Raw genomic sequence first — 9109 nt, forward strand, 5'->3', positions numbered from 1 at the left:
CGGACCGATCCCGCCCCGGCCGGGCCGTCACGGGCCCGGAGTCCGTCCCGCCTGGCAGAAGAAGACCGACGAAGCGGAGTACGTGTCATGAAAGAGGAACAACTCGCGGCGGACGCCGCCGCGGCAGCCGTGCGGCGCGCACGCTACGGCAGGCTACCCGAGCGCGTGCGCTTGGAGGACATGACCGAAGCGGCCGAGAGCACGCCGGCTCGGTCCGCTGCCCCGTACGACGCCGAGGGCTCGTGGAAGCACTACCCGTGCCTCGCCCTCGACCTGGGGCTGTAGGCGGCCTCCGACTCGCTCGGCGAACCCGGGGGAGCGGCCCGTCGCGCGAGGCCCGCAAGGGCGCCCGCGCCCGCCGGGCCGCCTCCCGGCCGCGACGGGCGCCGTCTTCCTCCGGGCGCGGTAGGCCGCCGCCTTGATCCTGTTCCCGCAGGACTCCAGTCCTCGCCGAGGCGGGGGTCGGTGACCAGTCGGTACACCTCGAAGCGGGCCGAGCGCCGGGCGCGGCCGTGGGCGACCAGCAGCAGGAGGCCGCCGAAGTCCACCGGTACGTCGTACAGCCTGTGCCGGGCTTCCCCCGGTCCAGGCTGTTGGCCGGCTCGTCGAGCAGCAGGACGTCCGGGCGCTTGAGCAGCCGGGCGGCCGGACCGAGGCAGACGACCCGGCCGCCGCTGAGCGTGCCCAGCCTGCGGTCGAGGGCGGGACCGGCCAGGCCGAGGCGGTCGAGCCGGGCGCGGGCGCGCTCCTCGAGGTCCCAGTCGTCACCGATGGCGGTGAAGTGCTCCTCGCTCACGTCCCCGGACTCGACGGCGTCCAGGGCGCGGATCACCTCGGCCGCGCCGAGCACCTCGGCGACGGTGAGGTCACCGGTCAGGGGGAGGGTCTGCGGCAGACGGCCGAGGGCGCCGCCGACGGACACCGACCCGGCGCCGGGCCGCAGTTCGCCGGCGATCGGCTTGAGCAGGGTGCTCTCTCCGGAGCCGTCAGCGGACGCGGCGCAGGGCGTCGGGGGTGAGGTCGGCGAGGGTGGGGTAACCGTCGACGGCCATGAGGAGGTCGGCTTCGGCGAGCAGGGCGCGCAGGACGTGGGTGATGCCGTCGGTGCCGGCGAGGGCCGCGCCGTAGGCATAGGGGCGGCCGATGCCGACGGCCGTGGCGCCCAGGGCGATGGCCTTGACGACATCGGCGCCGGTGCGTACGCCGGAGTCGAACAGGACGGGCAGGCCGTCGGCGGCCTCCACCACGCCGGGCAGCGCGTCGAGCGCGGGAAGGCCGCCGTTGGCCTGCCGGCCGCCGTGGTTGGAGCAGTAGACGCCGTCCACGCCGCCGTCCCTGGCGCGCCGGACGTCGTCGGGATGGCAGATGCCCTTGAGGATCAGCGGCAGATCGGTCATCGACCGCAGCCAGGGCAGGTCGTCCCAGGTGAGAGGGTTGCCGAAGATCTGCGCCCAGTGCATCACGGCGGCCGCCGGGTCGTCCTCCGGCGACTTGGCGAGCCGGGAGCGGAAGACGGGGTCGGAGAAGTAGTTGGCCAGGCAATGGCCGCGCAGCTGGGGAAAGTTGCTGTCCGTCAGGTCGCGCGGTCGCCAGCCGGGAATCCAGGTGTCGAGGGTGACCACGATGCCCTTGAACCCGGCGGCCTCCGCCCGGCGCACCAGGCTCTCGGCCACCTCCCGGTCGGCCGGGGTGTAGAGCTGGAAGAAGCCGGGTGTGTCACCGAACTCCGGGGCCACGTCCTCCATCGGGTCGACCGTGAGGGTGGAGGCGACCATGGGCACGCCGGTACGGGCGGCGGCGCGCGCGGCGGCGAGGTCGCCGTGGCCGTCCTGGGTGCACAGCCCGATCACACCGACCGGCGCCATGAACAGCGGCGTGGCCAGGCGCAGCCCGAACAGGTCCACGGACAGGTCGCGCCGGGTGGGGCTGACCATCATCCGCGGGACCAGTCCCCATCCCTCGAACGCGGTGACGTTCGCCCGCTGGGTGTGCTCGTCGCCGGCGCCTCCGGCCACGTACGAGCGGACCGACGGCGGCATCGCCGCCTGGGCCGGCGGTTCGAGGTCCGCGTAGGTCATCGGCAGGCTGGGCAGCACTCCGCGCAGCCCGTCGAGATAGATCTCGTACTGGTAGTCCGCGTAGGTCATCGATTCCGCTCCCCGCTGCTTCGCTGTTTGCCGGTACGGCCCGTCGGCGCGGGCTTCGAGCCCTACAGTGGGAGCAGCAGCCCCGCACGCCCACGAAACGCAGGATTCTCGCCACACAGATGCCCCGGACGCAGGAATCGGCGAAGCCGCTCAGCGAGGACGACCTGGCGCTGGTCCATGCCCTCCAGCTCCGGCCCAGAGCGTCCTGGACCGAACTCGGCCGGGCCCTCGGCGTGGACCCGGTCACCGTCGCCCGTCGCTTCCGGCGCCTCGCCGGGCACGGCACGGTCTGGGTGGGTCTCTCACCCGGCCCGCGGCTGCTCGACCGGCTGTGCCTCGCCTTCGTCCGGATCGACTGCGCTCCGGGGGCCACCGCCCAGGCGGTCGAGGCGCTCGGCAGGCACCCGCACATGGTGACCATCGAACGTGCCGCGGCGGACCACGACATCCTCGCGACCGTCGCCACCGACGGCCTGCCCGCGCTGGCGCGCTACACCCTCGACCTGCTCCCACGGGTCCCCGGTGTCACCGCGGTGCACGCCAGGATCGTCACCCATATGTTCACCGAGGGCGGCCGCTGGCGCATCGCCGCGCTCGACCCCGGCCAGCGCACCCGGCTGACCGCACCGCCGGCCGTCCGGCCGTCCCGCGGCGGACACCGCGAGATCACCCCGTTCGACCGGGCCATGCTCAGCCGGCTGGGGTACGACGGCCGCGCCTCCTACCAGAGCCTGGCCACCCACCTGGGCGTCAGCCTGTCCACCGTCAAACGCCGGGTGGAGCAGCTGGTCCGCCTCGACCTCCTGCGCTTCCGCTGCGACTTCGCCCGTCCCCTCGGCGGCTGGCCGGTCGCCGTCACCTTCTGGGCCAAGGTCCCGCCGACCGACCTTCCCGAGGTCGGCCACGCGCTCGTCCGCCGGCCCGAGACCCGCAACTGCGCCGCGATCAGCGGTCCGCACAACCTCGTCCTCCAGGCCGTCCTGCACTCCGTGGACGACGTCCCGCGCCTGGAGACCCGACTCGCGGACGCCCACCCGGGCCTGGACATCGTCGACCGCGTCATCACCCTGCGCCACGACAAACTCCTCGGCCACCTCCTCGACCCCGACGGCCGCTCCGCCGGGATCGTCCCGCCCGACGTCTGGGCCGAGCCGCGACTCTGAACGCCGTCGGCCTCGGCGGTAGTCGGAAGTCCGGGCACCTCGGCCGGGTTTTCGACCGGTCGTTTCACCCGCGAGGACATCGTCGACCGGCCTGCGTACCGTGGCGGCCACGCCCCCATGGGAAGCTCGGCGGCGAGCCGTTCCGGCGCGGTCCGGTACGGCGTCGGACCGTCGGGCGGCCCGCGCGGGAAGCGCACCGCTCGCAAGCCGGGCGAGCGCCAGGACAGCCGTCGCCGCTCGCGGTGTACGGCGCGGCGAGTCCGCGTCGGGGCAGCGTCCTTGAGCTATGTCTCGCAGGCCTCCTCCAGATACGTGCGGGTCACCGCCGCCGCGCGGGTGAACCAGTCGGTGACGATCGAGATCTCGGCCGGGGTGTACTGGGCGAACAGTTCGGTGAGCCGCGCGTAGTAGGGGCCGTAGACGGTGCGGACCCGGTCCGCGGCGGCCGGGACGGCGGCGACGAGGACGCGGCGGCGGTCGGCGGGATCGGGCTCGCGGGTGACGAAACCGCCGCGCTCCAGGCGGTTGAGGATGCCGGTCACCGCGCCCGTGGTCACGTGGGCGCGGGCGGCCAGGTCGCCGGCGGTGACGGGGGAGTCCCCGGCCGCGAGCACATGGGCGAGGCAGATCAGGTCCATCATGCTCAGCCCCAGGCTCCGGGCGAACTCCTGCTGCCCGACGATGCTGGTCGCGACGAGGTCGCCGAGTGCGCGGATCGTGTCTGAGGGAACGTCAGATCTCCACTGCGGGGCCTCCATTGCGACTCCCTTGGTCCCTGGGATAGATTCCTTACTCGCTAAGTTATTTTAGGTCGAGTGCCGCGGTCCGGCCATGACGTGATCGGGCCGATTCCGGCGGCGCGAGGAGGGGGCACGTGAGCGCACACGACGAAGGCCACACGGTGGCAGGATGGACCGGTTGCGCCGTGGCGACCATAGGCACCGCGGTGATCGGTGTCGGCGTCTGCGGCTGGCGCCCGGGAATCTGGCTGGGCCTGGCCCTCACGGTGGCGGCAGTGCTCGTCACATGGGTCCTCCACCTCGCCGGCTGGGGCAAGCCGCCGGGGGTACGGCCCGCCGGGCAGCACCCGCTGGGTGTGCGCGACCAGTCCGCGCGGCAGGGCCACCCCGGCTGTGTCGCCTGCAGGCTGGCCGGGCGACGCGCGGCCTGGGCGCGCGAGGCCACGGCGACCGTGCCCACCCCCGAGACGGCGGCCGCTGGCGCGGACGTGTCGTCCTGAGCGCCTGGTGAGTATCCACGCCGGGTCCCGGCCGGCCGCCGGACGAGGCGGCCGGCCGGGACCCGGCGCCTCGTGCGCGCCTCCCGCCTGAGGGCCCGCACCCTCCTTGCCCGTACGCCGCACGGCACGCGGAGGGCCGGCCGGGACGTTCTCGACGGCCTACTCGCCCGGCAGCGCGTCCAGCGCCGGCGCGATGACCGTGAAGCAGCGGTCGGTCAGTGCGGCGGGATCCTCCGTGCCGTCGCTCTCGCTCCACCGTTGCAGCACGGTGTGGAAGGCGGTCAGCGCCATGCCGGCGGCCAGGCGCGGGTACAGCTCCGTCGCCGCGTCGAGGCCGAGGCGTCCGGCCACCTCCGCCGCCAGCTCCTCGCGCCACTGGGCCTGCCGTTCGAGGAAACGGGCGAGCAGGGCCGGCGTCCCGAGGATCAACTGCACGACTTTCAGGGTCCGTTCGGTCTCGCCCGCGCAGGCGTCGATGGACCGCCACACCGTGTGCCGCAGGGCGGTGGACGGCGGTTCCGGCGCCGGACGGCCCGCCAGTTCCTCCCGCATGGCCGCGCCCAGCCCGGTCAGGAACTGGACGACCACGTCCTCCTTGGACGCGAAGTACCGGAAGAACGTCCGCTTCGACACTCCCGCGGCGGCGGCGATCTCGTCCACCGTGACCGCGTCGAATCCGCCGCGCGCCAGCAGGCCCAGCGCCGCCTGGGTCAACTCGTCCGCGACCAGCTGCCGCTTGCGCTGGGCCAGGGTTCCTACAGGGCGGGAAGTCATCCACCCATCGTATCCGCCGTGCCGCAGCTGGCCCAGAGTGTCACACTTGACACTTGGTGACAGGTAAGGCACGGTGGGCCGTATGACGAGTCAGAAGCGCTGGACCGCCGATCAGATCCCGGACCAGAAGGGACGGGTGTTCGTCGTCACCGGAGCGAACAGCGGCCTCGGTCTGGCGACCACCCGGGCGCTCGTGCGCAAGGGTGCCCATGTGGTCCTCGCCGTCCGTGACGAGGCCAAGGGGCGGCGGGCGGTCGCGGAGGTGTCGGCCGGCGTGGCCGGGGCCCGGCTGGAGGTGCGGCGGCTGGACCTGTCCGACCCGGACTCGGTCCGCGCGTTCGCCGACCGGCTGCGCTCCGACGGTGTGCGCCCCGATGTGCTCGTCAACAACGCCGGTGTGATGGCGCCGCCGAGGACGCTCACCGAGCAGGGCCAGGAAGTGCAGTTCGCCGCCAACCACCTCGGCCACTTCGCCCTCACCGGGCTGCTGCTCGACCAGCTGGCGCAGGGAGAGGACCCCCGCGTGGTCACGGTGACCTCCACCAACCACCGCCAGGGCAAGATGTTCTTCGACGACCTGACCGGTGAGCGCGCGTACTCGCCCATGGGCTACTACAACCAGTCCAAGCTGGCCAACGCCGTCTTCGGCTGGGAACTGCACCGGCGGCTGAGCGCGGCGGGCAGCCCGGTCCGCAGCGTGCTGGCCCACCCCGGTTACACGGCCACCAACCTGCAGACGGCCGCTCCCGTCGGCATGGTGAAATTCCTCTTCGGCCGCCTGCTGCTGCCGCTCGCCCAAGCCCCCGACCAGGGCGCCCTGCCCCAGTTGTACGCGGCCACCGCCGACGGTGTGCGCGGCGGCGAGCTGTTCGGACCGGACGGCATGGCCGAACTGCGGGGCGCGCCCAAGCAGGTGCGGCTGGCCCCGCGCGCCGCCGACCCGGCGACCGGCAAGCGACTGTGGGAGCTGTCGGAGGGGCTGACCGGCGTCCGCTTCGCACTCCCGGCCGCCGCCTGACCGGATCCGGAGGCCGGTGACCACACCTTCGCCACCGGCCTCCGGATCCGGTGCTTCCGCCGCCCCCGCCCCCGCACCCCGGGCGGCCGGCGCCCGCCTCGCCGCGGCACCGGCCGGGACGGCTTTGAGCTGCGGATTTTTTCCCGGCGGCCGTTTTTATCCCGCGGACCGGATGGACCAGGCCCCCACCGAAGTTTTCCGGATGATGACGCCTGTTTTACCGAAAGGGGACGCATCCCTCGGACGGCGCATGCATCCGGAGCGTACTCGGCGGTCTGTGACCCAGGTCACAGCCGATATTTGGCCGGTTTCTTGCTAGGGTTAATCCGTCATTTCAACGCAGTTCTACGGGGGTCGAATTGACGGAATTGTCAAGCGTTGATGTCGCAGAACTTCCAGCTTTCCCGTTCATCGGTCCGGACAGCAATCCCTTCATTCCCGTCACACCGGACGACGAGGCCCGGCTGGGCGGGCCGATGGGCAGGGTCAGGCTCCCGTTCGGAGGCTGGGCCTGGCTGGTCACCCGGCACGAGGACGTCCGCCAGCTGCTGCGCCATCCCGGCTTCAGCTCGGACCAGTACCGTCCGGGTTTTCCGGTGCTGAACCCGATTCCGCCGAAGCAGGAGGACGCCTCCGGTCTGTTCATCTTCATGGACGGCGAGGCGCACAGCCGCTTCCGGCGCATGCTCACCGCCGAGTTCATGATCAAGAACATTCGGCGGATCGAGCCGCTGATCGAGGAGACGGTGGTCGAGGCGCTGGAGCGCATGCGGGCCGCCGGCCCGCCCGCGGACCTGATGAACGACTTCGCGTTGCCGGTCCCGTCCATGACCATCTGCCACCTGCTCGGGGTTCCCTACTCCGACCACGACTTCTTCCAGCTCCACAGCCGCGCGATCATGGACCGCAACTCCGGCCCCGAGGAGGTCGAGGCCGCCCTCGGCGCGCTCAGCGGCTTCCTGGGCGAACTGATCAAGTTCAAGCGGACAACACCCGGCGACGACCTGCTCAGCAGGCTGGTGGCCGAGCGCGTCGTCCCCGGCGAACTGCGCGAGGACGAACTCCTCAGCATGGCGATGCTGCTGCTCGTCGCCGGCCACGAGACCACCGCGAACATGATCGGGCTGTCCGCCCTCGCCCTCCTGGAGCACCCCGAAAGCCTCCAGGCCGTACGCGAGGACCCCGCGGTGGCGCCCGGCATGGTCGAGGAACTGCTGCGCTACATCACCGTCGTCCGCACCGGCCTGCCCCGGCTGGCCCTGGAGGACGCCGAGATCGGCGGCCGGACCGTCCGGGCCGGCGAAGGAGTCGTCGCCATGCTGTCCATGGCCAACCGCGACCCCTCCGTCTTCCACGACCCCGAGCTGTTCGACCCGGCGCGGTCCGAGGCCCACCGCCACATGGCGTTCGGTTTCGGCCTGCACCAGTGCATCGGCCAGCCGCTGGCCCGCGCCGAGCTGCGCATCGCCCTGGTCGAACTCGCCCGGCGGTTCCCCACGCTGCGCTCCGAGACCACCCTCGCGGACGTGCCCAAGCGCCCCATGGCCGTCACCTTCGGCCTGGCCGAGCTGCCGGTGAGCTGGTGAGGCCCATGCGGATCACCGTCGACAGAGAACTGTGCTGCGGCTCCGGCAACTGCGTGGTGACCGCGCCCGAGGTGTTCGACCAGGACGACGCGGACGGACTGGTGACGCTGCGGAACGCACAGCCGCCGGAGCACCTGCGCGCCTCGGTCGAGACGGCCGCCCAGCTGTGTCCGGTCGGCGCGATCGGCGTCACGGACCAGGTCGCCTCGCACTGACGAGGCCGTAGACGGGGGTCGAGTACGCCGTGCACCGCGGGCCGCGCCTCCCGCCGGCCCGATGAATTTCCGTCGTACGCCGGCAGGAACCGGCGTACGACGGCCCGGACACGGTTTTCGCCGCACACACGGAGCGGGTCACCGCGCCTTTCCGCGGGAACATTCCGGCATTTCATTTCCCATGCCACCGTCCGGCAAAGCCGTGCCCAAAAACTCCCCGGAACCAGTATTCCGGGACGCGTTCTCACCCCTGCGTGAATTCCACTTCAAGCAGGAAAGCGGAAAAACTTGGAAAGTCGGCCCCAGACAAGGATCGTTGTATGTGATCGACATCCCTACGCGCGCCTGGGTATGCGCGCGGCCCTGGAGCAGGACCCGGGGCTGATCGTGGTCGGCGAGGCGGGAGACCTCTGCGAACTCGTCTCGGTCGCCGCCCTGTGTGCACCCGATGTCGTCGTACTCGTCGACAGCCCCGCGCGGTCGCACGGCGACACCCGCGACCTGGCCCGCCTCGACGCCTGCGTGGTCGTCGTCGTGACCGACGCGGACACCGCCGCCGACTGGATCCGCAGCGCCCACGCCGACGTGACCGCGCTCGTCCACTCCGACGACCCGGAGGAGGAACTCGTCACGGCGGTCCGCCGGGCCCGGGACGGCAGCGGCTACGTGTCGCCCGGCCTCAGCGGCTCGCTGCTCAGATGCGTACGCGCCACCCCGCCCCGCCGCCTGTCCCTCGTCCCCACCCACACGCCCCTGACCTCACGCGAGTCCGAGGTGCTCGCACTGATACGGCGCGGCCTGGCCAACAAGGAGATCGCCCGCCAGCTCGGGCTCAGCGAGAAGACCGTCAAGTTCCACGTGTCCAACGTGCTCGCCAAGGCACACATGGCGTCCCGGGCGCAGCTCATCGCGTCCGCCGCCGGCTGAAGCACACCCCACCGTCGGTACCCGGGGGGCCTGTCCGCG

Annotated in this window: 10 protein-coding genes and 1 pseudogene; 7 read left to right on the forward strand and 4 right to left on the reverse strand. The window is 72.2% G+C overall.

The window, feature by feature from the left end:
- Nucleotides 1-87 precede the first annotated feature (87 nt).
- On the forward strand, nucleotides 88-285 hold the full coding sequence (locus tag SCK26_RS35580) for a hypothetical protein (protein ID WP_318205501.1): 198 nt from the start codon (nucleotides 88-90) through the stop codon (nucleotides 283-285).
- A 218-nt stretch (nucleotides 286-503) separates the two neighbouring features.
- Here the strand turns inward: SCK26_RS35580 and SCK26_RS35585 are convergent.
- Both SCK26_RS35585 and SCK26_RS35590 read right to left on the reverse strand, forming a co-directional pair.
- Nucleotides 504-988 (reverse strand): annotated as a pseudogene (locus SCK26_RS35585) (ATP-binding cassette domain-containing protein); the annotation flags it as partial.
- The gene (locus SCK26_RS35590; protein WP_318205502.1) at nucleotides 987-2147 is read right to left on the reverse strand and encodes an alpha-hydroxy-acid oxidizing protein; all 1161 of its coding nucleotides are present in this window, start codon (nucleotides 2145-2147) and stop codon (nucleotides 987-989) included. The pseudogene SCK26_RS35585 and the gene SCK26_RS35590, both read right to left, overlap by 2 nt.
- 119 nt (nucleotides 2148-2266) lie before the next feature.
- Between SCK26_RS35590 and SCK26_RS35595 the strand changes: the two genes are divergently transcribed.
- Nucleotides 2267-3310, forward strand: coding sequence for an Lrp/AsnC family transcriptional regulator (locus tag SCK26_RS35595; protein ID WP_318205503.1), 1044 nt, complete (start codon nucleotides 2267-2269; stop codon nucleotides 3308-3310).
- Nucleotides 3311-3594: 284 nt separating this feature from the next.
- Here the strand turns inward: SCK26_RS35595 and SCK26_RS35600 are convergent, their stop codons facing one another.
- Nucleotides 3595-4068: a helix-turn-helix domain-containing protein gene (locus tag SCK26_RS35600; RefSeq protein WP_318205504.1), complete on the reverse strand. Its 474-nt coding sequence runs from the start codon at nucleotides 4066-4068 to the stop codon at nucleotides 3595-3597.
- 116 nt (nucleotides 4069-4184) lie between these two features.
- On the opposite strand from SCK26_RS35600, the gene SCK26_RS35605 reads away from it, so the two are divergent.
- On the forward strand, nucleotides 4185-4550 hold the full coding sequence (locus SCK26_RS35605) for an HGxxPAAW family protein (RefSeq protein ID WP_318205505.1): 366 nt from the start codon (nucleotides 4185-4187) through the stop codon (nucleotides 4548-4550).
- A gap of 159 nt (nucleotides 4551-4709) precedes the next feature.
- On the opposite strand, the gene SCK26_RS35610 is transcribed toward SCK26_RS35605, so the two are convergent.
- Nucleotides 4710-5324, reverse strand: coding sequence for a TetR family transcriptional regulator (locus SCK26_RS35610; protein ID WP_318205506.1), 615 nt, complete (start codon nucleotides 5322-5324; stop codon nucleotides 4710-4712).
- Nucleotides 5325-5406: 82 nt separating this feature from the next.
- Between SCK26_RS35610 and SCK26_RS35615 the strand changes: the two genes are divergently transcribed.
- From SCK26_RS35615 to SCK26_RS35630, 4 genes are all read left to right on the forward strand, one after another.
- Nucleotides 5407-6342, forward strand: a complete 936-nt coding sequence (locus tag SCK26_RS35615) for an oxidoreductase (RefSeq protein ID WP_318205507.1) — start codon at nucleotides 5407-5409, stop codon at nucleotides 6340-6342.
- Nucleotides 6343-6818: 476 nt separating this feature from the next.
- On the forward strand, nucleotides 6819-7928 hold the full coding sequence (locus SCK26_RS35620) for a cytochrome P450 (RefSeq protein WP_318205508.1): 1110 nt from the start codon (nucleotides 6819-6821) through the stop codon (nucleotides 7926-7928).
- Nucleotides 7929-7933: 5 nt separating this feature from the next.
- Nucleotides 7934-8143 (forward strand): ferredoxin, encoded by a 210-nt coding sequence (locus SCK26_RS35625; RefSeq protein ID WP_318205509.1) that lies wholly within the window; start codon nucleotides 7934-7936, stop codon nucleotides 8141-8143.
- Between the two features lie 351 nt (nucleotides 8144-8494).
- On the forward strand, nucleotides 8495-9070 hold the full coding sequence (locus tag SCK26_RS35630; RefSeq protein ID WP_318205510.1) for a response regulator transcription factor: 576 nt from the start codon (nucleotides 8495-8497) through the stop codon (nucleotides 9068-9070).
- Nucleotides 9071-9109 lie beyond the last annotated feature (39 nt).

Origin of the sequence: Streptomyces sp. SCL15-4 (assembly GCF_033366695.1) — a bacterium.
Classification (GTDB): Bacteria; Actinomycetota; Actinomycetes; order Streptomycetales; family Streptomycetaceae; genus Streptomyces.